This window comes from Mesorhizobium waitakense, assembly GCF_056431085.1.
On the sequence record NZ_JBWKME010000072.1, the window covers coordinates 56,167 to 80,841 of the forward strand.

The 24,675-nt window shown below is 64.4% G+C and carries 23 protein-coding genes; 9 read left to right on the forward strand and 14 right to left on the reverse strand.

Features of this window, described 5'->3' with window-relative positions:
• Nucleotides 1-113: 113 nt before the first annotated feature.
• Together AC07FD_RS16920 and AC07FD_RS16925 are read left to right on the forward strand one after the other, a co-directional pair.
• Nucleotides 114-599 carry a thioesterase family protein gene (locus AC07FD_RS16920; protein ID WP_478350769.1) on the forward strand — a complete coding sequence of 162 codons (486 nt, stop codon included), beginning with the start codon at nt 114-116 and terminating at the stop codon, nt 597-599.
• 144 nt (nt 600-743) lie between these two features.
• Nucleotides 744-941: a hypothetical protein gene (locus AC07FD_RS16925; protein WP_184873377.1), complete on the forward strand. Its 198-nt coding sequence runs from the start codon at nt 744-746 to the stop codon at nt 939-941.
• A gap of 46 nt (nt 942-987) precedes the next feature.
• On the opposite strand, the gene AC07FD_RS16930 is transcribed toward AC07FD_RS16925, so the two are convergent.
• A complete protein-coding gene (locus AC07FD_RS16930; RefSeq protein WP_477227020.1) occupies nt 988-1,467 on the reverse strand; it encodes an Lrp/AsnC family transcriptional regulator in 480 nt (159 codons plus the stop codon).
• An 89-nt stretch (nt 1,468-1,556) separates the two neighbouring features.
• Between AC07FD_RS16930 and AC07FD_RS16935 the strand changes: the two genes are divergently transcribed.
• Nucleotides 1,557-2,462, forward strand: coding sequence for an EamA family transporter (locus tag AC07FD_RS16935; protein WP_478350770.1), 906 nt, complete (start codon nt 1,557-1,559; stop codon nt 2,460-2,462).
• Between the two features lie 149 nt (nt 2,463-2,611).
• Here the strand turns inward: AC07FD_RS16935 and AC07FD_RS16940 are convergent, their stop codons facing one another.
• On the reverse strand, nt 2,612-3,487 hold the full coding sequence (locus AC07FD_RS16940) for a dienelactone hydrolase family protein (protein ID WP_478350771.1): 876 nt from the start codon (nt 3,485-3,487) through the stop codon (nt 2,612-2,614).
• 256 nt (nt 3,488-3,743) lie between these two features.
• On the opposite strand from AC07FD_RS16940, the gene AC07FD_RS16945 reads away from it, so the two are divergent.
• On the forward strand, nt 3,744-3,896 hold the full coding sequence (locus tag AC07FD_RS16945) for a hypothetical protein (protein ID WP_478350772.1): 153 nt from the start codon (nt 3,744-3,746) through the stop codon (nt 3,894-3,896).
• Nucleotides 3,897-3,905: 9 nt separating this feature from the next.
• The gene (locus tag AC07FD_RS16950; RefSeq protein WP_478350773.1) at nt 3,906-4,340 is read left to right on the forward strand and encodes a hypothetical protein; all 435 of its coding nucleotides are present in this window, start codon (nt 3,906-3,908) and stop codon (nt 4,338-4,340) included.
• Nucleotides 4,341-4,382: 42 nt separating this feature from the next.
• Here the strand turns inward: AC07FD_RS16950 and AC07FD_RS16955 are convergent, their stop codons facing one another.
• Nucleotides 4,383-6,698 (reverse strand): glucose/quinate/shikimate family membrane-bound PQQ-dependent dehydrogenase, encoded by a 2,316-nt coding sequence (locus tag AC07FD_RS16955; RefSeq protein WP_478350774.1) that lies wholly within the window; start codon nt 6,696-6,698, stop codon nt 4,383-4,385.
• Between AC07FD_RS16955 and AC07FD_RS16960 the strand changes: the two genes are divergently transcribed.
• A complete protein-coding gene (locus AC07FD_RS16960) occupies nt 6,685-7,716 on the forward strand; it encodes a DUF2059 domain-containing protein (protein WP_478350775.1) in 1,032 nt (343 codons plus the stop codon). The genes AC07FD_RS16955 and AC07FD_RS16960 overlap by 14 nt on opposite strands.
• 81 nt (nt 7,717-7,797) lie before the next feature.
• Nucleotides 7,798-10,467: an ATP-dependent helicase gene (locus AC07FD_RS16965; RefSeq protein WP_478350776.1), complete on the forward strand. Its 2,670-nt coding sequence runs from the start codon at nt 7,798-7,800 to the stop codon at nt 10,465-10,467.
• Nucleotides 10,468-10,524: 57 nt separating this feature from the next.
• On the opposite strand, the gene AC07FD_RS16970 is transcribed toward AC07FD_RS16965, so the two are convergent.
• The 5 genes from AC07FD_RS16970 to AC07FD_RS16990 form a co-directional block, all read right to left on the reverse strand.
• Nucleotides 10,525-11,568, reverse strand: coding sequence for an ABC transporter permease (locus tag AC07FD_RS16970; protein ID WP_478350777.1), 1,044 nt, complete (start codon nt 11,566-11,568; stop codon nt 10,525-10,527).
• The gene (locus AC07FD_RS16975) at nt 11,565-12,362 is read right to left on the reverse strand and encodes an ATP-binding cassette domain-containing protein (protein WP_095087031.1); all 798 of its coding nucleotides are present in this window, start codon (nt 12,360-12,362) and stop codon (nt 11,565-11,567) included. The genes AC07FD_RS16970 and AC07FD_RS16975 overlap by 4 nt, the downstream gene beginning before the upstream one ends.
• A gap of 85 nt (nt 12,363-12,447) precedes the next feature.
• Entirely contained in the window at nt 12,448-13,455 is a 1,008-nt protein-coding gene (locus tag AC07FD_RS16980) for a substrate-binding domain-containing protein (RefSeq protein ID WP_478350778.1), read from the reverse strand.
• Between the two features lie 105 nt (nt 13,456-13,560).
• Complete coding sequence (locus tag AC07FD_RS16985) at nt 13,561-14,466, reverse strand: sugar phosphate isomerase/epimerase family protein (protein WP_478350779.1); 906 nt, start codon at nt 14,464-14,466, stop codon at nt 13,561-13,563.
• Nucleotides 14,466-15,500: a Gfo/Idh/MocA family protein gene (locus AC07FD_RS16990; protein WP_478350780.1), complete on the reverse strand. Its 1,035-nt coding sequence runs from the start codon at nt 15,498-15,500 to the stop codon at nt 14,466-14,468. Before AC07FD_RS16990 ends, AC07FD_RS16985 begins: the two co-directional genes overlap by 1 nt.
• 198 nt (nt 15,501-15,698) lie before the next feature.
• Between AC07FD_RS16990 and AC07FD_RS16995 the strand changes: the two genes are divergently transcribed.
• A complete protein-coding gene (locus AC07FD_RS16995; RefSeq protein ID WP_478350781.1) occupies nt 15,699-16,724 on the forward strand; it encodes a LacI family DNA-binding transcriptional regulator in 1,026 nt (341 codons plus the stop codon).
• A gap of 42 nt (nt 16,725-16,766) precedes the next feature.
• On the opposite strand, the gene AC07FD_RS17000 is transcribed toward AC07FD_RS16995, so the two are convergent.
• The 5 genes from AC07FD_RS17000 to AC07FD_RS17020 all read right to left on the reverse strand — a co-directional run bounded on the left by AC07FD_RS17000 (nt 16,767) and on the right by AC07FD_RS17020 (nt 22,273).
• Nucleotides 16,767-17,081, reverse strand: a complete 315-nt coding sequence (locus AC07FD_RS17000) for a ferritin family protein (RefSeq protein ID WP_478350782.1) — start codon at nt 17,079-17,081, stop codon at nt 16,767-16,769.
• A gap of 55 nt (nt 17,082-17,136) precedes the next feature.
• Nucleotides 17,137-17,889 (reverse strand): bestrophin-like domain, encoded by a 753-nt coding sequence (locus AC07FD_RS17005; RefSeq protein ID WP_478350783.1) that lies wholly within the window; start codon nt 17,887-17,889, stop codon nt 17,137-17,139.
• A 98-nt stretch (nt 17,890-17,987) separates the two neighbouring features.
• Entirely contained in the window at nt 17,988-19,541 is a 1,554-nt protein-coding gene (locus AC07FD_RS17010; RefSeq protein ID WP_478350784.1) for a trimethylamine methyltransferase family protein, read from the reverse strand.
• 12 nt (nt 19,542-19,553) lie between these two features.
• The gene (locus tag AC07FD_RS17015) at nt 19,554-21,965 is read right to left on the reverse strand and encodes a GcvT family protein (RefSeq protein WP_478350785.1); all 2,412 of its coding nucleotides are present in this window, start codon (nt 21,963-21,965) and stop codon (nt 19,554-19,556) included.
• Nucleotides 21,966-22,144: 179 nt separating this feature from the next.
• The gene (locus AC07FD_RS17020; protein WP_478350786.1) at nt 22,145-22,273 is read right to left on the reverse strand and encodes a hypothetical protein; all 129 of its coding nucleotides are present in this window, start codon (nt 22,271-22,273) and stop codon (nt 22,145-22,147) included.
• 2 nt (nt 22,274-22,275) lie between these two features.
• On the opposite strand from AC07FD_RS17020, the gene AC07FD_RS17025 reads away from it, so the two are divergent.
• On the forward strand, nt 22,276-23,757 hold the full coding sequence (locus AC07FD_RS17025) for an esterase-like activity of phytase family protein (protein ID WP_478350787.1): 1,482 nt from the start codon (nt 22,276-22,278) through the stop codon (nt 23,755-23,757).
• Nucleotides 23,758-23,824: 67 nt separating this feature from the next.
• On the opposite strand, the gene AC07FD_RS17030 is transcribed toward AC07FD_RS17025, so the two are convergent.
• Nucleotides 23,825-24,613 (reverse strand): L,D-transpeptidase, encoded by a 789-nt coding sequence (locus tag AC07FD_RS17030; protein ID WP_478350788.1) that lies wholly within the window; start codon nt 24,611-24,613, stop codon nt 23,825-23,827.
• Nucleotides 24,614-24,675 lie beyond the last annotated feature (62 nt).

Genomic DNA, 24,675 nt, shown 5'->3' on the forward strand with positions numbered 1-24,675 from the left:
CATCGGAATTGCGTCAAACAAGGAGATAGAGCAGTTCGGCGTTTCCGTGAAACGATGAACCGATCTAGTCTCACCGGCAACAGTCTGTCCAGCACCAGAACAAGGAAGTTTCGATGCCTATTCCCGCCCCCTTCGTCTCCCAACCCATGGACATCGAGAAGGACTGGATCGACTATAACGGCCATCTCAACATGGCCTATTACAACGTGCTGTTCGACCGCTGCTCGGACGACGCCTTCGAGGCGATGGGCATGGGGCCGAACTACGCCAGGGACCGCCGCCTCACCATCTACACGGCAGAAGTCCATGTCTGCTACGTGCAGGAGCTGCATCTCGAGCACAAGGTCACCGTCACCTTCCAGCTGATCGACCATGACGACAAGCGGCTGCGGGTCTACCAGGAAATCCGCCATGTCGACGGCTGGCTCGCCGCCACCTCGGAATCGCTTTCGCTGCATGTCGACATGGCCGGGCCGAAGGTGGCGCCCTTCCCCGCCGATGTGCTTGCCAAGGTCGAAGCCATGCGCGCCGCCCATTCGGCACTGCCGATGCCGGAGCGCGCCGGCCGTTCGATCGGGATTCGTCGCAAGATCGCTTGAAGCGGCTCGACGCCCACGTTAACCTTACCGAGGTTTTAACGGGAACAAGCCAATTGAGCCATTGAACGACTCAGCGGAGCGGTCGAGAACGGTCCTCATGGGTTGCGATACGGGCGGCGGGCGAAGCCGGTTCGAGGGACGTGCATGAAAACCGACATCAAGGTCGAAGTGGACAGGCTTGTGGCCGATCCGCGCATCACCGACTATGATTTCTGGCGCTCGCTCAAGAACGTCAACAACGAGATCTTTCACATCGCCAACAACAACGAGCCGATCCCGTTCGACATGATCCGCTGGCGCGCCATCCTGAAGCAGGCGCGCATGAGGCGCGGCCACGCTTAAAGCCTTCGAACCGACAATTCTCGCCCCTCGAGACTGGCCTTCGCCCTCAAGATTGGCGCTTCACCGCTCCTAGCGGCGAGCGCGCCACCACCGGCGACGACTGGATGATCGCCGTGTTGGTCATCGCATAGGGGATGATGCGGTCGATCACCCGTTCGAGTTCGGCCACCGAGCCGACATGCGCCAGCGCGATGAAACAGTCCTCACCGGTCACCCGGTCGCATTGCGCGATCTCCGGCAACTCGCGGATGATCTCGGCCACGACAGCCAGTTGCCCCGGCACCGGGCGGATGCGCAGCCATGCCGACAGCGGCAAACCTAGTGCGGCAGGGTTGATCCTGACCGAATAGGCCTCGATGACGCCGCTCTCCTGCAGCCGCTTGATGCGCTCGGCGACACTCGGTGCCGAAAGGCCGACCGAGCGTGCAAGCTCCGCCGTGCTGATGCGCGCGTCCTTTTCCAGCAGCCGCAGGATCTTCATATCCGCCGCATCGAGGTCGGCACTTTCAGTTCGAAGGCGTTTCAAGGAAATCTCCTTGCTTCCGGGGGAGAGATAGCCAGAAGAGCCAATCATCACCCATATAAATCGACAATACTGCCTGCGATACTGATCCGATGGATGATCAAACGCAAGCTCTCGCGGCAAGCCCTTCCCCTGCTAACCCTGTCCAGAGCGGGCTGGCGACAAGACTGCCGCCACATGTCTGGTTTGGCGTCAGCGCCGTGTTCCACTATCTCGGGCCGGCATTCGCCGTGCTGCTGTTCCCGCATGTCGGCGTCCTCGGCATGGCGTGGCTGCGCATCGCCACCGCCGCCCTGGTCTTCGCACCGCTGACCCGTCCATGGCGAACCTTCGCCCGCGCCGATCGCTCGACGCGGCTGCTGTTGCTGGCCTTCGGCGCCTGCCTGGCGGTGATGAACTGTTCGTTCTACCTCGCGCTCGACCGCCTGCCGATTTCGCTGGTGGCGGCAATCGAATTCGTTGGCACCATCTGCATCGCGCTGATCGGCCTCAGGAGCCCGCGCAATCTTGCCGCCCTTGCCATTGCCGTCACCGGGACTCTGCTGCTCATCGACGTCAAATGGTCAAGCGATCCGCTCGGGCTGTTCTGGGCCTTCCTGAACGGCGCGCTGTTCGTCGGCTACATCGTGCTCGGCCACCGCGTCGCCCGCTCGGGCGCAGGTGATGGCATAGCGGGCCTCGGCGCGGCGATGGCCATTGCCTTCATCGTCGTGCTGCCGATCGGCCTCACCGACGCGCTGCCGGCCCTTTTCTCACCAATGCTGTTGCTCGCCGCCATCGGCGTCGGCATTTGCTCGTCGGTCATTCCCTACATCTGCGACCAGCTCGCCATGTCGCGGCTGCCGCGCGCGAGCTTTGCGCTGATGCTGTCGCTGCTGCCGGTTACCGCGACGCTGATCGGCGTCATCGTGCTGCGCCAGATTCCGAGCCTGACCGATTGCCTCGGCATTGCGCTGGTCGTCGCCGGCGTTGCCTTCCACAAGCCGGCACCGGACTGACCCTGTTTGAGGTGTGTTGAGATTCAGGTCAGGCCGAGTCGAAAACGATGGCTCCCGAGAACCGGAACGGAGCGTACTTGCAGTACGTGAGCACCGGAAGCGCAGGCAGCCATCGTTTGCAAGCCGGCCTCACCTGAATACCAACACACCTACGCCAGCTTCTCCTTCAAGAAAGCGATCGTGCGCCCCCAGGCGAGGTCGGCCGCCTTCTTGTCGTAGCGCGCCGCCGAGGTGTCATTGTTGAAGGCATGGTTGGCGCCTTCATAGACATAGACCGTGTATTCGACATGCGCGGCATCGAGCTCCTTCTTGAAGGCATCGATGCCGGCATTGGTGCGCTCGTCCAGCCCCGCATAGTGCAGCAGCAGCGCAGCCTTGATCTTCGACACGTCGGCAGCCTTCGGCTGCATGCCGTAATAGGCGACGGAGGCGCTGAGGTCGGGCGCGTTGACGGCCAACATGTTTGCCGTGCCACCGCCCCAGCAGAAGCCGACGGCGCCGACCTTGCCGTTGCCGTCCTTTTCGGCCTTGAGGAAAGCGACCGTTGCAACGCCGTTGGCGACGGTCTGCGCGGAATCCAGTTTGGTGAACATGTCGCGCGCCTTGTCCTCGTCGTCAGGCGTGCCGCCGAGCGGCGACAGGAAATCCGGCGCCAGCGCCACGAACCCTTCCAGCGCGACGCGCCGAGCCACATCGCGAATATGCGGGTTGAGCCCCCTGTTCTCGTGGATGACGATGACCGTGCCGAGCTTGCCAGACAGGTTCGCAGGCTTGACTAGATAGCCCTTCATCTCACCGCTGCTGCCGGCATATGTGATGTCCTCGCCCTTCACGCGTGGATCGTTGTCGGCAACGATCGCCGCTTGCGCCGAATTTGCCGCCAAAAGCGGTGCGATCGCGGCCGCGGCAGCACCCGATCCGGCAAGCCGGGTCAGTTGCTCCATGAAGCGGCGGCGGTCGAGCGTCAGATGGGTGTATTCATCATAGGCGTCGATCATCGCCTGGGTGATGGCTGGTTTCGTCATGGGCGCGCTCCTTCGATCCGCTGTGGTGTCGATCGCAAGATAGGGGCGAGGCTCCTGTCGTCCAGTCACGGCCCGGTGACACCTCGTCCTCCCTGGCGAATGCCTAGGAGGCTTCCAGCATCATCACGTTTTGGTCATCGGCCACATATCTTGATGGCGCTGCCACAATAGTGGGGGAAACTGGCCGACGTCGGCCGCGCCTCGGCTCGGTCACGGTCCTGATCTGAAAGGCCCGATCTGGAAAGGAACGACGCCGATGACCATGCCCTCGCCAATCCTGGCAGCCTTCCTGTTTGCCGCCACCGCCATTCCAGCGCTGCGTGCGACGATCGTTGCCGCAAGTCGAAGGTCCATGATCAAGGTCCGCAGCCGCCAGCGCCATCCGGCAAACACGAAAACCCAGGGTTGAGGTGAAGTCATGGACGTACAGGACATCGTGAACACTGTTTCGCAGAAGGCCGGTCTCGACCAGGCGACGACGGAAAAGGTCGTCGGCACCATTTTCTCGGTGCTCGAGCACGAGGCGGAAGGCACCAGCGCCTCCTCGTTCTTCGCCAAGATCCCCGGCGCCGATGCGTTGGCCCAAAAGTATGACGTCATGGCCGCCGCTCCGGCCGGCGGTGGCGGCTTGCTGTCGTCGCTGCAGGGCGCGCTTGGCGGCGTTCTCGGCGAGAAAGCCGGCGCGCTGGTCAACGGCATTGCGGCGCTCAAGGCATCCGGCCTTGACATGGCGCAGATTCAGAAGGCGGGTGCGACCCTGATCCAGCAGGCTGAGGCCGCCGCCGGCCCCGACCTGACCAACGAGGTGCTGGGCTCGGTGCCCAGCCTGAAGAGCCATCTCGGGATCAGCTGAGGCGTCGATCCATCAAGACAATACGTCCTGAAGTAGCCTCCCCTACTTCGGCAGCGCGTAGGCCATCACATAGTCGCCCGGCTTTGTGCCGACCGAGCCGTGGCCGCCGGCAACGATGACCACGAACTGGCGTCCGTCGGCGACCGTATAGGTCATCGGCGTCGATTGGCCGCCGGCCGGCAGCCGGGCCTGCCAGAGCTGTCTGCCCGTTGTCAGGTCGTAAGCGCGCAGATAATCATCGACCGCGGCACCCAGGAAGGCCACGCCGCCGGCCGTGATCATTGGCCCGCCAATGCCCGGCACGCCGACCTTCAGCGGCAGCGGCAGTGGCGTCATGTCATAGACGGTGCCGTTGCGATGTTTGTAGGCGATGGCGCCGGTCCGCAGATCCGCGCCCGCGACATAGCCCCAGGGCGGCGCCTGGCAAGGAATGCCGAGCGGCGACAGGAACGGTCCCATCACCACCGCATAGGGCGCGCCCTCGTTGCGGTTCAGCCCCTGTTCGCTGCCGCGCCCTTCATCCGGCGGCGGCACTTGATCGCGCGGAATGAGCTGTGACTTGAACGCCAGATAGGTCGGCATGCCGAACAGCACCTGCCGCACCGGATCGACCGCGACGCCACCCCAGTTGAACGTGCCGAAATTGCCGGGATAGATCAGCGAGCCCTGTACGGACGGCGGCGTGTAGCGACCCTCGTAGCGCAGGCCCTGGAATTCGATCCGGCACGCCAGTTGGTCGAACATGGTGATGCCCCACATGTCAGCGCCGGTCAGCGGCTTCGGATTGAAGGAGAGGTCCGACGCTGGCTGCGTTGGCGAGGTGTGGTCACCCTCGACGGCGCCGCCGGGCGCCGGCACTTCCTTGACCGCAACCACCGGCTCGCCGGTGCGGCGGTCAAGCACATAGAGGTCGCCCTGCTTGGTCGGCCCGACCAGCGCCGCCACCACGGTTCCGTCGGCCTTGGTGATGTCGATCAGGCTCGGCTGCGCCGGAACGTCCATGTCCCAGAGGTCGTGGTGCACGGTCTGCCGCACCCAGCGCAACTGCCCGGTGTTGAGGTCGAGCGCGGTGATCGAGGACGAGAACTTCTCGACATTGTCGCTGCGCCCGGCGCCGAGCTGGTCCGGCGTCTGGTTGCCGAGCGGCACGTAGAGCAAGCCGAGCTTCTCGTCGGCGCTCGGCGTCGACCACATGTTGGGCGAGTTGGCGGTATAGGTCTGGCCCGCCGGCAGCGGCGTCGTCTGGTCCGGATTGCCCGAATCCCAGTTCCACACCAGGGTGCCGGTGTTGACATCGTAGGCGCGGATGACGCCGGACGGCTCCTGCGTCGAATAATTGTCGTTGACGGCGCCTCCGACGATGATCTTGTTGCCTGATATAAGCGGCGCCGAGGTCGAGTAGTAATAGCCCGACTTCGGATAGGGCATGTTGGTCAACAGGTTCAGTGTACCGCCCTCGGCGAAGGCCGGACACACCTGCCCGTTGGCGGCGTCGAGCGCGATCAGCCTCGCATCGGAGGTCGGCAGGTAGACGCGGGTCGCGCAGGGCTGGCCGGCGGCGATTGCGGCATCGGCATAATAGGACACGCCGCGGCAGGTCTGGTGCTGGCGATCCTTGTCGAGCTTGATCTTGGGATCGTAGCGCCATTTCTCCTTGCCGCTCGCCGCATCGACCGCGATGGCGAAATTGTGCGGCGTGCAGATGTAGAGCGTGTCGCCGATCTTCAGCGGCGTCACCTGGTAGGTGGTCTCGCCGACGTCGTCCGGCCCCTTCACGTCGCCGGTGCGATAGGTCCAGGCCGGCTGCAGCTTGGCGACATTGTCGGGCGTGATCTGGTCGAGCGGCGAATAGCGTTGGCCGAATTGCGTGCGTCCGTAATAATGCCACTCACCGGCCGGCACATCGTTGCCGAGGTTGGCGTTGGGGATCACCTTGTCGGTGTCGAGCTCGCCGGCGATGTCCTTCGGATCAGCCGTCATCGAATACCCAGCCACCGCCAGGGAGGCCAGTACGGCCAGGATCAGCGGCGCGCGTGCGTCAGGGCCGGTAATCCCCCGCCGCGCCCAGGGCGTCAGCAGCCACAGTGCAACCAGCACGATGATGCCGCCGCGCGGGCCGAGTTCCCACCAGTCGAAGCCGGTTTCCCAGACCGCCCAGGCAAGCGTGCCGATCACGATCGCCGCGTAGAGCCACAGCGCGGTGGACCGGCGCCGGTAGAGCAGCCAGGCGGCGATCAGGAAGGCGAGGCCGACGATAATATAGTACCAGCTGCCGCCCAGCGAAGCCAAGCGGATGCCGCCGCCGCCAAGCACCAGACCGATCAGGAAAAGGATGAGGGAGGTGATGGTGACAGCCAAGATGATACTCCTTCGACTGTTGCGTTTTGCGACGCCCAAGGACAGCCCGATGCACCCGTTCCTGCCCTCCGCACAGCTTTCTCCCGCCCGCCCCGCCTGTCAAGGCGACGCACACGCCAAGGTGGCAATCCATCTTGCCTGCGGTGGGGTTTTCCAGCAGTCTCCATCATCTCTCCGCAGGAGCAAGCAAATGACGTCATTCGTTCCGCCGCTGACGCGCCTGGTGTTTGCGCTCTGCTGCCTTGTCTCTCTCACCGTGGCTGCGCCTGCGCAGACGCTGCAGGAGATCAACAGGGCGAACGGCTTTCATGAGATGCTGATGGCTATCGGCCCGGGTTTCATCGCAGCCGTGAAATCGGCGCCGGAAACGCCGCCGCAAAAGGTCCAGGATGCCTTGGCGGCGGCCATGGAAGGCGCCTTTGACGCGAACAAGATGGAGGCAGCAATCGAAGCGCGAATGGCGGACAAACTGCCCGCCAGGGACCTGTCCGACCTGGCCTCGTTCTATGCGTCGCCGCTCGGCAAACATGTCACGGCGCTGGAGATTCAGGCCTCCGCCCCGGAAGAAAGGCAACGCAAGACGATCGAAGGTCCCAAGATCCTGCGCGAACTTCCATCCAAGGATCCGGCTCGGCTCGCACTGTACAGGAAGGTCTTGGACGATCTCAGCGCTGTCGACACCGGAGAAGCCGTGGCCTTGAACATGGGCTATGCAATGCTTTCCGAGATGCTTGGAGCGGCCGAGAAACCCCTGCCCGACGACCAGATCATGGCCCTGCTGCGTCAGCGATCCGAAGGCCTTCGCCATGACATCGAAACGGACATTATGGACACCGTAGCCTACATTTACCGGGATCTGCCGCTTGACGATCTCAAGCTCTACGAGACTTTCCTTACATCGCCCGCGGGCAGCCACTATTACGACCAGATGCAGGTCGCTCTCGGCGCCGTGATGACGGACGAGGCGCGCTCGTTCGGACATCGATTTTTCGTCGCCCTCGGTTACCGCAAGGCCTGAACAGCCCATATCAGGCACTTTAGCGGAACAAAACGTAGACACTTCTGGCCTTTCGCCGCCGAATCACTACATTCGGGGGAGATGTCCGGCTTTTCCGAAGACATGCCCTTTTTCGACGAACCCAATGCGCGGCCCGCGGCCCCGTCGGGCATTGCCGCGCGCGCCATGGCTGCCCGCAGCGGCCACAACAATGCGCCCGACTATCTGAAGGGGCTGAACCCCGAGCAGAGGCTGGCGGTGGAAACCACCGAGGGCCCGGTTTTGGTGCTGGCCGGCGCCGGCACCGGCAAGACCCGCGTGCTCACCACCCGCATCGCTCACATCCTCGCCACCGGCAAGGCGTTTCCCTCGCAGATCCTCGCCGTCACCTTCACCAACAAGGCCGCGCGCGAGATGAAGCAGCGCATCGGCATCCTGATCGGCGAAGGCAATGTCGAAGGCATGCCGTGGCTCGGCACCTTTCACTCAATTGGCGTGAAGCTGCTACGCAGACATGCCGAGCTTGCCGGTTTACGCTCCGACTTCACCATCCTCGACACCGACGATGTCGTGCGGCTGATCAAGCAGTTGATCCAGGCCGAGGGCCTGGACGACAAGCGCTGGCCGGCCAAGCAGTTCGCCCAGATGATCGACGGCTGGAAGAACAAGGGACAAGGCCCGGCCGACATCGCAGAGGGCGACGCCCGCGCCTTCGCCAACGGCAAGGGCCGCGAACTCTACAAGGCCTATCAGGCGCGGCTGCAGACGCTGAACGCCTGCGATTTCGGCGACCTTTTGTGCCATCCGATCCGCATCTTCCGCGCCAATCCGGATGTGCTGAAGGAATATCACAAGCGCTTCAGATACATCCTCGTCGACGAATATCAGGACACCAACACCGCCCAGTACATGTGGCTGCGGCTTTTGGCGCAGCGGCCCGATGCCGCACGCCCTTCAACATCGACAGATCTGCGACCGGCCGAAGGCCGCAAGCCCGACCGGGCGTCGGCCGGCCAGGCCGCGCCTGCGGAGGCCAGCGAGCGAAGCTCGCGTGCGGCCGTGAGCGACAGCAAAGTCAACATCTGCTGCGTCGGCGACGACGATCAATCCATCTATGGCTGGCGCGGCGCCGAGATCGACAACATCCTGCGCTTCGACAAGGATTTTCCCGGCGCCACCATCATCCGGCTGGAACGCAACTACCGCTCCACCGCGCATATCCTGGGGGCTGCCTCCCACCTGATCGCCCACAATGAGGGCCGCTTCGGCAAGACGCTTTTCACTGACCGCGACGAGCCCGAGGACGACAAGGTGCATGTCCACGCCGCCTGGGATTCCGAGGAGGAAGCCCGCGCCGTCGGCGAGACCATCGAGGCCTACCAGCGCCAGAAGCACAATCTCAACGACATGGCCATTCTGGTCCGCGCCTCGTTCCAGATGCGCGAGTTCGAGGACCGTTTCGTCACGCTCGGCCTCAACTACCGGGTCATCGGCGGCCCGCGCTTCTACGAGCGCATGGAAATCCGCGATGCGCTGGCCTTCTTCCGCGTCGTCGCGCAAGGCGCCGACGACCTCGCCTTCGAGCGCATCGTCAACGTGCCGAAGCGCGGCCTGGGCGAAACCACCATTCGCCAGATCCACGACACGGCGCGAGCGCTGCGCGTACCGATGCTGGAAGCCGCCGCCAAGCTCGCCGAAAGCGACGAGTTGAAGCCGAAGCCGCGCGCCGCCTTGCGCGAGGTCGCTGCCAATTTCGAGCGCTGGCAGAAGGCGCTAGAGACCACGCCTCACACCGAACTCGCCGAGACCATTCTGGAAGAGAGCGGCTACACCGACATGTGGAAGAACGACCGCTCGGTCGAAGCCCCCGGCCGGCTGGAAAATTTGAAGGAGCTGATCCGCTCCATGGAGGAATACGAGTCGCTGCGCTCCTTCCTCGAGCATGTGGCGCTGGTCATGGACGCCGAGCAGAATGCCGAGCTCGACGCCGTCAACATCATGACGCTGCATTCGGCCAAGGGCCTCGAATTCGAGACCGTCTTCCTGCCCGGCTGGGAGGAAGGCCTGTTCCCGCACCAGCGCGCGCTCGATGAAGGCGGCCGCTCCGGGCTGGAGGAAGAGCGGCGTCTGGCCTATGTCGGCCTGACCCGCGCCAAGAAGAACCTGCATCTGTGGTTCGTCTCCAACCGTCGCATCCATGGCCTGTGGCAATCGACCATCCCGTCGCGTTTTCTCGACGAGTTGCCGGAAGCCCATGTCGAGGTCGCCGAGAGCGGCAATTCCTATGGTGGCTATGGCAATTCCTACGGCGGCGGTTCCTTTGCCTCCGGTCGCGGCGGCCAAGGGGCGGGAAGACAAAATCCCTATGGCGCCTCGCGCTTCGACAATGTCGGTGCCAACACCGAAAAGTCCGGCGCTTTTTCCAACACCTACGCGACACCGGGCTGGCAGCGCGCGCAAGCCAACCGCACCGAGGCGACCGACCGCAACTGGGGCTCGCGCTCCGGCCATCAGGTCGAGCGCATCGGCTATGGCGAGACCGACTCCGGTTACGGCGCCGGCCGCACGTCCGTCAAAGGCCGCACCATCGACGGTGAGCTGGTCGCCAAATCCGTCTCAGATACGCCATCCGCCTTCAGCGTCGGAGATCGCGTCTTCCACCAGAAATTCGGCAACGGCAACATTTCCGCCATTGAAGGCAACAAGCTGACGATCGACTTCGACAAGGCCGGCCAGAAGCGCGTGCTGGACGGGTTTGTCGCGGCGGTTTGAGCGTCCGCTTGCCCCATTGTCCTACAAGCGACCGCCCCAGCTAAAAATCTCCACCCGTCACCGATACCGCGCCTGGTTCCATTTGTGGCCGAGCAGCGACAGGATGATGATCAGCCCGTTGAAGAACTGCACGTAGAAGCCGCTCAGGCCCGCCGCGACGACGCCGGTCTGGATGAATGACACGGTGACGGCACCGATGGCGCCGCCGACGACGGTGCCGATGCCCCCCCAGGTCGGCGTGCCGCCGACGAACACCGATGCCAGCACCGGCAAAAGATAGCCGTCGCCGGCAGTCGGCCACCAGGTGAAGTTGATCATCACCGAGAAGGTGCCGGCGATCGCCGCACCGATGCCGACGAAGACGAACACTTTCACCCGCACGCGCTTGACGTCGATGCCCATCTGCTGGGCGCTGTCGGGATTGTCGCCGACCACCCTCACCTGCGCGCCGAAGCGGTGGCGGTTGTAGAGCATCGCCGACAATGCGACGAAGGCGATGGCCCAGAAGATCTGCACCGGGATGCCATAAACCTGGCTGGAGAAAATCTTATAAGCCCAGCTGTCGGCAAGGTTGGTCAGCGCCATCGACTTGCCTTCGTTGATGATCTGGATCAGGCCGCGCAGCAGGAAATTCATGCCGAGCGTGGCAATCAGCGACGACAGCCCGCCATAGACCACCAGCGAGCCGACCAGGAAACCGAGCAGTGTGCCGGTGACGAGCGCCGCGGCAATGCCGAGAAACGGATCGTAGCCGGCCTGCACGACCAGCGCGAAGACCCATGAAGCAAAACCCATCGTCGCCGGAAACGACAGGTCGATCTCGCCGCAGGTCACGACGAAGACCAGCGGCACCACCACGAACAGCGCGACCGGCAGCGTGGTCAGCACCGAACTGTAGAGATACCAGGTGGTGAAGACGGTCGGGTTGGCGATCATGAACACCGCCATCATGACGATGAACACGGCGAGCGTGCCGAGCGAAGCACGATTGTCGAGGATGAAGCCGCGCAGCCATTGATCGGATGGGTGTTTCCACTCCTTCTGTGGGCGGGGAATGGCGGTGGAGGGCTCGTGCAGCTCGGGTTCCATGGTCTTGCTCATCGCACTGCCCTCTCGGCGTCGCCGGTGTCGTGCAACCCGGCCAACCCGCCGGGGTGTGCGACATCCTCCATGAAGTTGATGAGGTCCTCGGCCGACTTGACCTCGCTGCGGTCGGCGGTGAGCGCGACCTTGCCGCGATCGAGCACCACGAAGCGGTCGGCGATGTCGAAGACATGATGGATGTTGTGGCCGATGAACAGGATCGAGCGGCCGCTCGCCCGCACCTGGCGCACAAAATGGAAGACCTTGGCAGTTTCGGTCAGCGACAGCGCCGTCGTCGGCTCGTCGAGGATGATCAGTTCCGCCTGCTTGTAGATGGCGCGCGCGATCGCCACGCCCTGGCGCTCGCCGCCCGACAGTTGGCCGACAATCGACTGCGGCGTGAACACTTTCGAGGTGAAGCCGATCTCGCGCATCAGCCGGCTGGCTTCCTCGATCTCCTTGTTGACCTTCAGCCAGCCGAGGAAGCCGGTGAGTTCTCGGCCCATGAAGATGTTGCGCACGATCGTCTGCTGCACGGCCAGCGCCCGGTCCTGGAACACCGTCTCAATGCCCGCGTCGCGCGAACGCGCCGCACTCCATCCCGTCACCGCCTTTCCGCGCACGAGGATCTCGCCGCTGGTCGGCCTGACCACGCCGGACAGGATCTTGATCAGCGTCGACTTGCCGGCGCCATTGTCACCGATCAGGCCAACCACTTCGCCACGGTCGACGCTGAGATTGACCCCGCCCAGTGCATAGACCTGGCCATAGGACTTGCTGATATCGCGCAGTTCGATGATGCGTTCGGCCATCGGATCCTCACCTCTGTTGTCGCTGCCGGCCTCTTTGCCGGCGGTCCTGCCGGCCGGGCTCAACCCCGGCCGGCAGCTTGGGAGGTCAGCGCAGTGCCTGCCTGGCGAGTTCGGCGACGATCTCGTAATTTTCAACCGTGACGAAGCCGGCGCCGGTGTCGACATTCATCGGCGCCAGACCGAGCACCACCTGCTGGCAGAGGCTGAGGATCGGCAGATAGCCCTGCAGGAACGGCTGCTGGTCGGCCGTCAGCTGTACCCAGCCGCCCTTGAAGGCCTCGACGATCTGCGGGCTGGTGTCGAAGCCGAAGTTGAAGATGTCGCCGGCCTTCCTCCCTGCGGCCTGCATGTATGTCGGCACATTGCCGAGCATCTGCCCGCCGGGATAGCCGACCGCCTTGACGTCGGGATTGTTGAGCAACGCGGCGGTGATCAACGGGATCGCGAGATTCGGATCGGCTGCCCATTCGGTTTGAGAATTGATTTGAATGACATCGATGCCGGCCTCTTTCAGCGCGGCGACTGTCCCACGCTCGCGTGCGCCCCGACTCTCATTCTCGAACGGGCCGATCATGATCGCCTTGTCGCCAGCCTTCAGCTTGGCCAGCTTGAACGCCTCGGCGCCGAGCGCGCGGCCCTGCTGCTCCTGCTGGGCGCCGACATAGCCGCCGCCGAACGCCGCCGTCACCGTCGGTACCGGCACGTTCTGGTACATCATCTTGATACCGTCCTTATGCGCCTGTTCGGCCAGCGGCATGATCGCTGCGTCGCCGGGGTGGCCCATCATGGCGATGCCGCCGGGCTTGACCGCGACCGCCTCGCGCAATTGCTGCACCATCTTTTCGACGTCCCAGCCTGAGAAGATGTAGTCGACCTTCGGCCCGAGATCGGCTGCCGCCTGCTTGGCGCCATTGTAGACGATGGTGCCGAAGGCGTCGCCCTCGGCGCCGCCGACGAAGAAGCGGATGTGGACGTCCTTGCACCATTGGGCGTCGAGCGCCCGCGCCGGCAAGGTGGAGATCGCAGCGGCGAGCGTCGTGGCGGCGGCCACGATGGTCGAGCGCAGAAGTGTCCTTCTCATCGTCATGCTCATGCACTTATCCTCCCTTTTTTCCCTGGCTAGGCCGAGGGGTTTTCGACGATCGCTTCGGCAGTGCGCCGCAATCTTGGCCAGCCGGCACCTCCCGCCGGCTCGCTCTCACACCGGGTTAGGCAGGTAGCTGGCACCTCCCCGGCATTGCTTCAGATAGTCCAGGGCGCGTACCTGCCCGGTGATCTCCAGCTCGTTGCGATAGACCGGATCGTGCCAGCCCTCGATGTCGATGGCGCCCTTGTAGCCGGCCAGCCGCAATTCGCTGATCACCCGCGTCCAGTCGCTGTCGCCGAAGCCCGGCGTGCGCATCTGCACGTAAGGCAGCCGGCCGAATACACCGTGTTCGCGGATCACATCCCAGCGCACCGTCGCGTCCTTGCCGTGGACATGGAAGATGCGCGGCGCCCATTTGCGGATTTGCGGCAGGGGATCGATCAGGTAGACGAGCTGGTGGCAGGGCTCCCATTCGAGGCCGAGATTGTCGTCTGGCAATTCATTGAACATCAGCTCCCAGGCGTCCGGATTGTGGGCGATGTTCCAGTCTCCACCAGCCCAGTTGCCGTCCATGGCGCAATTCTCGAAAGCGATGCGCACGCCCTTGTCGGCGGCGCGCCTGGCCAGCGGACCCCAGACTGCTTTGAAGCGTGGCAGGCTGTCGGGCAACGGCTTGCCGCGGAGGCGGCCGGTGAAGCCGCTGACGATCGAGGTGCCGAACAGATGGGCGTTGTCGATCACCGTTTCCCAGGCCTGGAGCACGCCGCGATCGACATCGCCGCTCTCCAGCGGATTGCCGAACACGCCGATCGAGGAGACCGTGACGTCGGCATCGCCGATCGCCTCGCGGATCTGGCCGGCAAGCCGCGGCAGATCCTTTCCGCCCAGCGTCTGCCAGAAGAAGGGCTGGATACACTCGAAACCGAGCGGCAGGATCGCCTTGATATAGGCGGCCGGGTCATCGAGATTGGCCCGCACCATGGTGCCGATCCTGATGTCGAGAAGCGGGTTTGGCATCACTGTCCTTCCTGCGAAGAGATCGTCACCCGGCGCCCGGTCTCGGCGCTCTCGATAGCGCCGAAGACCATGGCCAGGCTCTTGATGTTGTCGGCGCCGTGCGTCTCCGGCTCGGTGCCGGTCTCGATCGCGCGCATGAAATCCTGAATGATGCCAAGATGGCCGCCGACGCGGTCGGCGAGATCGAGCGGCGGCACGGCGATCGGCTCGGTACGGTCGAACAGGCCTTCACGGGCTGCCAGGACAACCTCGGCCTTCAATTCGTCACTGCCGTCCCAGACCAGGCTGCCGCGCTCGGCGACGATGCGCCATGTGCTCTCCCAGCTGGTGCGAAAGCCGGCGGCGCACCAGGAGCCGGCATAGGTGAAGACCCTGCCGCCGCCGAGATCGAAGACGGCGCTGGCCGACGATCCCTGTCGGTACCAGGAACTCGCCGGCTCCCATTCCTGGCAGTAGACGCCGGCCGGCTCCCCATTCACCATGTAGCGGGCGGCGTCGAAGGTGTGGATCGCCATATCGAGCAGCAGGACGTGGGCCATCTCCTCGCGAAAGCCGCCGAAATGCGGCGCGACGAAGAAGTCGGCATGGATGCTGGTCGCGGCACCGATGGCGCCGGAAGAGAGAAAGCGCCTGATACGCCTGACATTGGCGACATAGCGCCGGTTCTGGACGACGGCATGGATACGCCCGGCCTGGCGGGCGGCCTCGACGATGGCGCGCGCATTCTCGGGGCTGTCGGCGAGCGGCTTTTCCGTCAAAAGATGGCAATGATGAGCAAAGGCCGAGAACGCAACCTCGCGGCGGGCGGCGGGAACCACCACGTCGAACACCGCGTCGGGCCTGGTCTGATCGAGCACCGCGTCGAGGCTGGTGCCAATGACGGCGCTGGTGAGGTCGTATTCGCGCGCCCTCGCCTTCGCTCTGTCGGCGTCGAGGTCGACAAGGCCGACAACGGAAAGCCCGTCGATCTGCCTCACGGCATCGAGCCACTGCTTGCTCATCGCTCCGCAGCCGGCCAGGACGACATTGATCATCCAGTACTCCTCCTCCGCTCGGTCCCTCCAGACCGATCGTCACGGCATTCACGGCATGGCCGTAAACGTTTTTCCGTAAACGTTTACGAGAACACACCCGAAGGTGTAGAATGTCAATTGGCCGCTCGCAAAAAATTGTCTTGTCGCCTTGGCCTGAGCGGTTACCGGTGCTAGCCAAGCAAGGGGGAGAACAGTCACTTGGCGTCCAGCATTCACGACCTTGCCCGTCACCTGAACATTTCGATCGGCACCGTGTCGCGCGCCCTCAACGGCCGCGCCGACGTCAACGCCGACACGCGCCAGCGCGTGCTCGAGGCGGCCAGGACGCTGAACTATTCGCCGAACCAGTCCGGCCGCAGTCTTCGGCAGGGCGCCACCCATTCGATCGCCTTCATGCTGCAGCCGCATCCGGGCGACCAGCAATATGGCGAGCCGTTCTTCATTCCCTTCCTGATCGGGCTGCAGGCGAAACTCGCCGAGAGCGGCCTCGACCTGATCGTGGTCATGGGCGCGCCGGGCGACTACCAGCAGGAACGTCTGCGCCGTGTCGTCGAGACACGCCGCGCCGATGCCGCGGTGCTGGCCTGGACGCGGCGCGAGGACGAGCGCATCGACTATCTCACCCAGGCCGGCTTCCCGTTCGCCACGCTCGGTCGCAGCCGCTCCGGGGCCAAATCCTATCCCTCACTCGACCTCGATTTCGAAAAGGCTGGCGCGGATGCAGTCGATCGCCTGGTGGCGCGCGGCCACCGCCGCATTGCCGCCATCCGTCCGTCGCTCGATCTCAACTTCGGCTACCTGTTCCTTGACGGCTATCGCAAGGCCTTGCGGCGGCACCACATCGAGGTGGACCCCAAGCTGATCGCGTCCGGCTTCATCAACGAGGCCGGCGGCTACGAGGTGACGCCGCAGGTCATGCGCTCCAAGGACCCGCCGACGGCCATCATCTTCAACAATGACGCGATGGCGCTTGGCGGTTGCAAGGCGCTGGCCGAAATGGGGATCAGGCCGGGCCACGACATGGCGGTGACCGTCATCGTCGACACGCCGCTCTGCCGCTACTTCTCGCCGGCGCTGACCGCCTTCCGCCCGGCCCTGGAGCCGATGGGACAGCGGCTTGCCGAAATGCTGCTGGCCTCGATCCCGGCCTTCGCCGGCCCGGAAGGTCCGCGCATCATGCGCGAGGTCTGGCCATTGGAGCTTGTGGCGCGCGACAGCGATTGATCTGGCCGAAGCTGATCCAGATCGGTCGCAACCTGTTAGGCCTCAATCCACCTTCTTCTCACCCCTCTCCCCGGCCTTGACGATGTCGCCCGTGGTGAACAGGATTTCCTTCAGTTCCGCCCGCCAATCCTCTTTCTGGCGCAGCAGGAATTCGAGATCCATGCCGAAATGCTTGAACTCCTCGCCCTGCGCGTTCTTCATGATGGCGCGAGCCTGCGGGTCCTTCTCCACCGAGATGCGCTGTTCGTACCAGCCTATCGCCTCCGCCTCCTCGATCAGCGAGGTGATCATGCGGGCAAAGGTCCGCACCTTCTGCGACAGTTCTTCAGGCGGTTCGTGATACTGGTCGAATCCCATGTCGTCCTCCGTGGGGCCATCTCCATGAATGCCCCGGGACGACGCCGGTTCCACATCATCGCTGCAATTCCGTCAGTGTCCTCTGCAGGGGCGCCGGCGAAATCTGGATCGGACCGGAAAACGGTATGTCCATGTCCAGGATCAGATAGATCGCACCGGCGATCAGCGCGGCCGAAACCACGCAGGTCGAAACCGTGATCGCGTTGCGGGGTGCCCTGAAGCCGAAACTGGCGAAGATCAACGCCAGCCACGCAACCAGCATGGCGATCAGCGGCCAAGGGATCGCACCCTCCGACTGCTCGACCAGCACCCAGCGCAATTCCAGCACTTTCTGCATGCGCTGATCGGCATCCTGCAAGATGGCGCTGTGCATCGCGTCGGCAGGCGCCAGCGCCCTGAGCCGGGTGCCGATCTCGGTCATTAGACGTTCGGACAGCTGATTGGCGACGAACGTTTCGTTGGCTTGCAACGTGTCGCCCACCACCCTCTGCGCATAGGCGACCAGCGGCTGGCGCACTGTGTCGGCCTCCGGCCCATACTGGCGCAAGATCCTGTCGAGCAAGATCAGCTCCGTCGCGTAGGTATGCACATTGTGATCGATCGATTCGAAAGTGTTCTTGGCCGAGTTGATCATCAATCCGAGCACCAGCGAGGTCATGACGCCGAACAGGTTGGCGGCGTGCCGAACCACATTGTTCGTATCGTCGTCGCGATGTCTGGTCGGCAGCCTGGGCCATATCGCCATGCTGGCCAGCGGCGCCGCCACCAGGCACAGGAAGATCAGCGCTGCGATCAAAGCTTCACGCATGCCGCCCATTTCTGCACGGGATGGGCCGATTGCCAATGACCCCGGCACCGGTCACGCCGCGAAAGCTGTGTCTGGCGTCTTGCGCGACTGCTCCTGTCTCAGGACACCGGTGCTGCGCCGCCCTCTTGCGTGCGCCGGGCGATGAACGCGTCGAGGACGCCGGCGGTGGCGACCGCCGATGCCGGCGGCTCGAAATCGGCAAGTGTGCGTCTCCAGACACCAGTGGCGCGCTCGCTCGCCGTCTTCGAGCCGCTTTGCGTCCAGTTGCCGAAATTCGACCAGTCGGCGACCAGCGGTTCGTAGAAGGCGGTGCGGTAGCGCGCCATGGTGTGGCCGGCCGAAAAGAAATGGCCGCCCGGTTGCACCTCGGCGATCGCCTCGAAGCCGATAGCGTCGTTGTCGCCGGGCGTGGCAGTGCAGAGTTCGGCGACCGTCTGCAACGCCTCGATGTCGGTGACCAGCTTCTCGAAGGAAACACTGAGACCCCCTTCCAGCCAGCCGGCGGCATGGATGCACATCGTCGCCCCGGCCAGCACCGAGCCCCACAGCGCGAACTGGGTCTCGTGCGCCGCCTGCGCGTCCGAAATGTTGGCCGCACTGCCGCCGCCGGACCGCCATGGCAGCCCGGTGAAGCGCGCCAGTTGGCCGGCGCCAAGCGTCGCCTTGACATGCTCCGGCGTGCCGAAGGCGGGCGCGCCTGATTTCATGTCGACATTGGAGGAGAAGGAGCCGTAGACGACCGGGGCACCGGGCCGCACGATCTGCGCCAACGTCAGTCCCGCCAGCGCTTCGGCATGCTGCAACGTCAGCGCACCGGCGACCGTGATCGGCGCCATCGCGCCCGCAAGGCAGAAGGGCGTGATGACGGAGATCTGCCCGGCCCTGGCGAAATCGATGATGCCTTGCGCCATCGGAATGTCGAGCTGGCGCGGCGAGTTGGTGTTGATGACGGTGTAGCAGTGCGCGCCGGCAAGGAATTCGTCTTCCGACAGGCCGCGCGCCAGCCGCAGCATCTCGAAGCCGTCCTCGACCTGCGGCGTGCCGCGCGCGAAGACGAAGGGAAGCTTGTCGGACAGCGTCAGCTGCGCGCGGTTGACCGCATAGTGGCGAAAGCGGTTGTCGACGTCCTGCGGCTCGATGCAGGGTCCCAGCATGTGCAGCACGTCGAAATGCTGCACCAGCCGTATCAGATCCTCGAAGTCGGCCAGCGTGCCCGGCCGCCGGCCGCGCTCGAGATCGGTGACGTTCGGTGCCCCGCATCCGGCCAGGAAGCTCATCGAGCCGAGTTCGAGCGTCAGATCGCGGGCACGGGTGCCGGCGTTGGCGTGGATCGACTTCGGCGCCGAGGCCAGTGCCGCCGTCACCACGTCGCGGCCGATGCGCACCATGTCGGTGTCGGGATCGACCAGGGCGCCGGCGCGGGCGAAATACTCACGCGCCTGCGGCAGCAGCACCTTGATGCCGAGTTCTTCCAGCACCCGCAGCGCCGTGTCGTGGATCGCGGCGACTTGATCGTCGGAAAAGATCGGTTGTGGCAGGAACGGGTTCTTCAGCGAACGGTAATCGGGCCGGCGGCTGGTTTCCGATCCGGCCTCGCCCGTCCGTCCACGCCGGCGTTCGCGCCTGCCGTCACGTGCCGCGTCATCGACCATCAGAAATCCTCCTCATTGCCGCATCGCCTTGCCCAGGGGATCGTAGGGCGAGGCCACGATGATGCGCGCCGGCCGCTCCGTGCCGACGACATGCACCGAGAGCGCAGTGCCCTCGCCTGCGCAATCGCGGTCGACGAGCGCCAGCGCCAGGCTTTTGCCGACCGTATAGCCATAACCGCCCGAAGTGACGAAGCCGACGCGCCGGCCTTGATGCCAGACCGGCTCGAAGCCGCTGGCGTCGGCGTCGAGGGCATCGACCTCCAACGTCACCAGGCATTGGCCGCTGCCGGCCTGCCGCTGTTTCAATGCCGCTTCGCGACCGGTGAAGTCGCCCTTCCCAAACGCGACGAAGCGGTCGAGACCGGCCTGATCGGGTGTGTAGCCCTGGGTGAATTCACGCGACCAGATGCCGAAGCTCTTCTCCAGCCGCAGCGCGTTCAGCGCGTAGTAGCCGATCTCGGCAAGGCCGAGATCCTCGCCGGCGGCCAGCAGCGTTTCGCGCAAGCCGGCATGCATGGTCACCGGACAACTGATCTCGAAACCGAGCTCGCCGGCGATCGAAAGGCGGGCAACCCGTGCGGACACCATGCCGATGTCGAATGCACCGCAGGCCATGAACGGCAGTGCCGCACCGGACACGTCCTGATGCGTCGTGCGCGCCAGGATTTTGCGTGCATTCGGCCCGGTCAGCAGGAAGCCGCTCATCGTGTCGGAAAGGTCTGTGACGGTGATCCCATCCGCCGCATGGCTCTCGAACCAGCGCATGTGGAATTCCCTGAGATAGTAGGAGCCCATCAGCCAATAGTCGCCACCGCCCCAGTTGAAGACGGTAAGGTCGCCCTTCAGCCGCCCGTCATGGCCGAGCATTGGCGCCAGCCTCGCCTGTCCCGGCTTCGGCAGCCTGCAGGCAAGCAACTGGTCAAGCCATGCTTCGGCCCCAGGCCCGGAGACCGCATAGCGCGCATAGGCCGAGATATCGACGAGACCAGCGGCACGCCGAACCTGCAGCGCCTCGTCGCCGACGATGTCGAAGGCGTTGGAACGCCGCAGCGTGGTGTTCTCGCAAAACCCCATCGGCGCGAAATAAGCCGGGATTTCCAGCCCCCAGGATGCCGTCCATTCGCATCCCGCCGCCGTCATGCCGTCATAGGCGCCGGGGCGTTTCAGCGGCCGTCCGGCCGACAGCCGCTCATTGGGAAAGGTCATGACGAAGCGACGCGAATAGAACTGGCGTGTCGTCTGCCTGAGATATTCGCGATTGGCGGCGAAGGCGCCATAACGGGCAATGTCCATGCCGAAGATGTCGGCTTGCGGTTCGCCATGGATCATCCACTCGGCCAGCGATTTGCCGACGCCGCCACCCTGGCTGAAGCCGGCCATGACGCCACAGGCAACCCAGTAATTCTTGAGCCCGCGCACCGGCCCAACGATCGGATTGCCGTCAGGGGTGAAGGTGAAGGCGCCGTTGACCCATTTGCGGATACCGGCCGTCCTCAGGCACGGAAAGCGCTCATAGGCCTTGGACAGTTCGGGGCTGATGCGGTCGATGTCTTCCGGGATCAGTTCGATGCCGTAATCCCATGGCGCGCCATCCATGTTCCAGTGCTTCGGGTTCTGCTCGTAGACGCCGAGCAGCACGCCCTTGCGCTCTTGCCTGAGGTAGGAAAAGCCGTCGAGATCGACCGCAAGACCGAGTTCCTTGTCGAGGGCGGCAACCTCCGGAATGTCCTCGGTGATGAAATAGTGATGCTCCATCGGCGTCACCGGCAAGTCGACGCCGGCCATGCGGCCGAGCTGCTTTGCCCACAGCCCGCCGGCGTTGACGACATGCTCGGCCACGATCGTGCCTTGCTCGGTGACGACATCCCAGTGCCCGTCGGCCCGCGCCTTCAACGCGACCACCCGGTTGCGCAGGATCACGTCGGCACCACGCTTTCTCGCGGCGCCGGCATAGGCATGCGTCGTTCCATAGGGGTCGAGATGGCCTTCGTTGGAATCGTAGAGGCCGCCGAGCACGTCGCTGACATCGACGATAGGGCAGATCTCCTTGATCTCTTCAGGTGTCACCAGGCGAGCCGTTTCGATGCCGACCGACTGGAACACGGCCCAGGCCGATTTCAGCCACTCCCAGCGATGGGGATCACTGGCCATGTTGACGCCGCCCGTCATGTGCAGGCCCGCGTTCTGGCCGGATTCAGCCTCGATCTCGCGATAGAGCTTGATGGTGTAGTCCTGCAGCGCCGCGACGTTGGGATCGGCATTGAGCGCGTGGAACCCGGCCGCCGCGTGCCAGGTCGAACCGGCCGTCAGTTCAGCCCGCTCGATCAGCGCCACATCGCTCCAGCCGAAACGTGTCAGATGATAGAGCACCGAGGCTCCGACCACGCCACCTCCGATAACGACTGCGCGGTAGTGCGACTTCAAGGCTTCCCTCCCCGGTTCGTCCGAAGGCTGCACCATATACGCACTGGACATATGTGTCTAGTGCGATGCGCACACACCACGCTTTGTCGACTTGAGGTAGAGGGAGTGATCAATTCTTTCGTGCGACCACACGTTTTTGTCGGCGTACAAAGAAGCCGACGGGCGGGCATTGCGCGCTGTCACGCAAGCATCATGTTCGCGCCGTAGACCGCTTTTCGGGGAGGCACGCGCGGCATCATCGATGCCGCACCTCTTTCAGCTTTTTCGCCATCGGCCGCTCCGGCACGCTTTGTTACAAAGAGGATCATCCATGAAACACCTGCACCGAACCGCGTCGCTCGGCGTCGCGCTGGCAATGTTCACCGCCTTGACGCCGGCGCTGGCCGACAGCACCGCGACCGTCGGCGGCATCAGCTTCGTCAACAAGGGACTGGTCGGCGTCGGCCGCATCCCGGCCAGCCAGAAGGACAAGTTTGGCGAGACGTTCGGCTCGGGTTCCGGCATGGCGATCGACACCGCCGGCTGGACGCATAGTGCCGACGGCTACAAGGGTTCGCTCTGGCTGCTGCCGGACCGCGGCTACAATGTCGTCGGCACCACCGACTACCGGCCGCGCCTCAACACGATCGGCATCGAGTTCGCGCCGACCGCGCCTGGTGCGGCGCCCACCGCCGGCAAGGAGCAGTCCGGCGTCAAGGCGACGCTCGCCGACACCATGCTCCTGACCGACGACAAGGGCGCCGATGCCACCGGCCTTGACCCGCTCAACGGCGTGCGCGCCGCTGCGGGCGACATGCCGATCCTGCCCGAGGCCAACGGCAAGCTGGCGCTCGACAACGAGGCGATCGTGCGGCTACCCGACGGATCTATGTTCATCTCCGACGAATACGGCCCGAACATCTATCGGTTTTCTGCCGACGGACATCTGCTGTCGGCGACCCAGCCACCGGCCGCCCTCGTGCCGATGCGCCATGGCGTGCCGAACTTCGCCTCGGACAATCCCGGTCCGGGTGCTGCCGAGCCCGATCCGAAGGATCCCGATACCGGCCGCCAGAACAACCAGGGCCTCGAAGGCATGGCGATGACGCCGGACGGCAAGTTCCTGATCGCCGTTCTGCAGTCGGCGCCCCGGCAGGATGGCGGCGATTCCGGCGCGACGCGCCAGAACACGCGCGCGCTGGTCTATGACGCCTCCGACCTCGCTCATCTCAAGCTGGCGCACGAATATGTTGTGCCGTTGCCGGTGTTCAAGGATGCCAAGGGCAAGACCAAGGTGGCAGCGCAGAGCGAGATCGTGGCCCTGTCCGACCAGACCTTCCTGATGCTGACCCGCGATAGCGGCAACGGCCAGGGATTGAAGGGTGACACCTCGCTGCTTCGCCAGATCAACATCGTCGATCTCTCTGCCGCGACCGACATCGCCGGTGGCGCCTTCGACGCCGCCGACAAGCCGGTGGCGCCCAAGGGCGTGCTCGACCCATCGGTGACGCCGGCCAAGCTGACGCCGTTCATCGACCTCAACGCCAAGGGCGAACTTGGCCGCTTCGGCCTGCACAATGGCGCGCCGAACGACAAGAACAACCTCTCGGAAAAGTGGGAGGCGATGTCAGTGGTCAGCGTGCTCGATCCGAAGCTGCCCGACGACTATTTCCTGTTCGTGGCCAACGACAACGACTTCCTCACCCAGGACGGCTTCCAGGTCGGCGCACCCTACAAGGCCGAGGACGGCGCCGATGTCGACACCATGTTCACGGTCTATCAGGTCACGCTTCCCGGCGTCGCCAAGAAGTAACGACACCACCCCAGGCGGACGCGCCAAACGCGTCCGCCTGGCGGGCAACCCACAGCTCGTGAAGCCACTACTTCAACATCTCCGCGTCCTTCGGTACGCCCGCGTCGATCGGCTCGGCCGTCCTGTTCGACACGGCGGTGTTCTTCGCGGCGGCCGACAGGTTTGCGCGCACGAAGACCGGCGCGGGTCCGTTGACGCGGCCGTAGAGGTCGATGATGTCCTGGTTCATGAAGCGCACACAGCCGGACGAAGCGTTCTTCCCGATCGAATCCCACTCCGGCGTGCCGTGCAGCCGGTACATCGTGTCCTTGCCGTCGCGGAAGAGATACAGCGCGCGGGCGCCTAGCGGGCTCTGCGGGCCGGGCGGCATGCCGTCCTTGTATTTCGCCAGTTCCGGCCGGCGCTGGATCATTTCCGGCGGCGGCGTCCAGACCGGCCACTTTTTCCTCGCCTGGATCACGGCGCTGCCGGTCCATCCGAAACCGGCCTTGCCGAGGCTGACGCCATAGCGGATAGCCTTGCCGCCGTCGCGCACCAGATAGAGGAAGTGGTCGGAGACATCGACGACGATCGTGCCGGGTTTTTCCCCGGTCGGGTCGGACACGATCTGACGCACGAACTTCGGATCCATCTTGGCCACCGGGATCGCCGGCAGCTGATAGCCCTCGTCGACGCGCGCCGCATACATGCTTGCGACATCGCCGAAAGCCGGATCGCTTGGCGGTGCCGCCACTGGCGGCGTCACCACTTCCGTCGTGGTGCACGCCGAAAGAGCCACGGAGGCCGCGCCCAAAGCGGATGCGCCGAGAAACGCGCGCCTGTTCAGGCGCTCAAAAAACAGTGGAATATCGGACATGAACCCCCGGCTTACGAGTTTGATCTAGTAAGGAACGCGCCCCACGCGCCCAGAACCAGTAT